Genomic DNA, 509 nt, shown 5'->3' with positions numbered 1-509 from the left:
TACTAGAAAGGATAAGTAATAATGATAACGCAAATCCATTATCAAATATCGGCGCAAAACGAGTTAGAATAACACCACCTGCATTCACAATTCCTGCATGCATAATTGCCGATACTGGCGTTGGTGCCGTTACAGATTCAATCAACCATCGATGAAAAGGAAATTGTGCTGCCGGTATCATGACAGCTAATACAAGTAGTACATTCGTCAACAATGACCATGTCGGATGTACTATATGTTGTGGTACCCGCCACTCACCAGTCGCAATATAAATAGTTACAATTGCTCCAACGAATGCAAGCCAACCACATAAAAATGTCATGCTTGATAATTTCGCAGACTCACGTGGCACTTTCCAAAAACGATTAACGTTCATCAGCAGTGTTAAACATAATAATGTCATACCCCAGCAGAGTGCCATCAGTCTTAAGTCTTCAGACATCCATGCTAAAGATGCAAACGACGTAATCGCAGTGAACAATGGAAAGTAATGTCTATAATGATGATCA

The 509-nt window shown here is 39.9% G+C and carries 1 protein-coding gene; it reads right to left on the bottom strand.

The annotated features are described in order from the left end of the window. The coding region (locus IDG60_RS02375) for a proton-conducting transporter transmembrane domain-containing protein (RefSeq protein ID WP_274611431.1) at positions 1 to 509 on the bottom strand (509 nt) is incomplete at both ends.

The organism is Staphylococcus sp. EG-SA-2 (assembly GCF_017152085.1).
The sequence above is the reverse complement of the archived record's forward strand: the minus strand, read 5'-3'. Positions and strand labels throughout refer to the sequence as shown.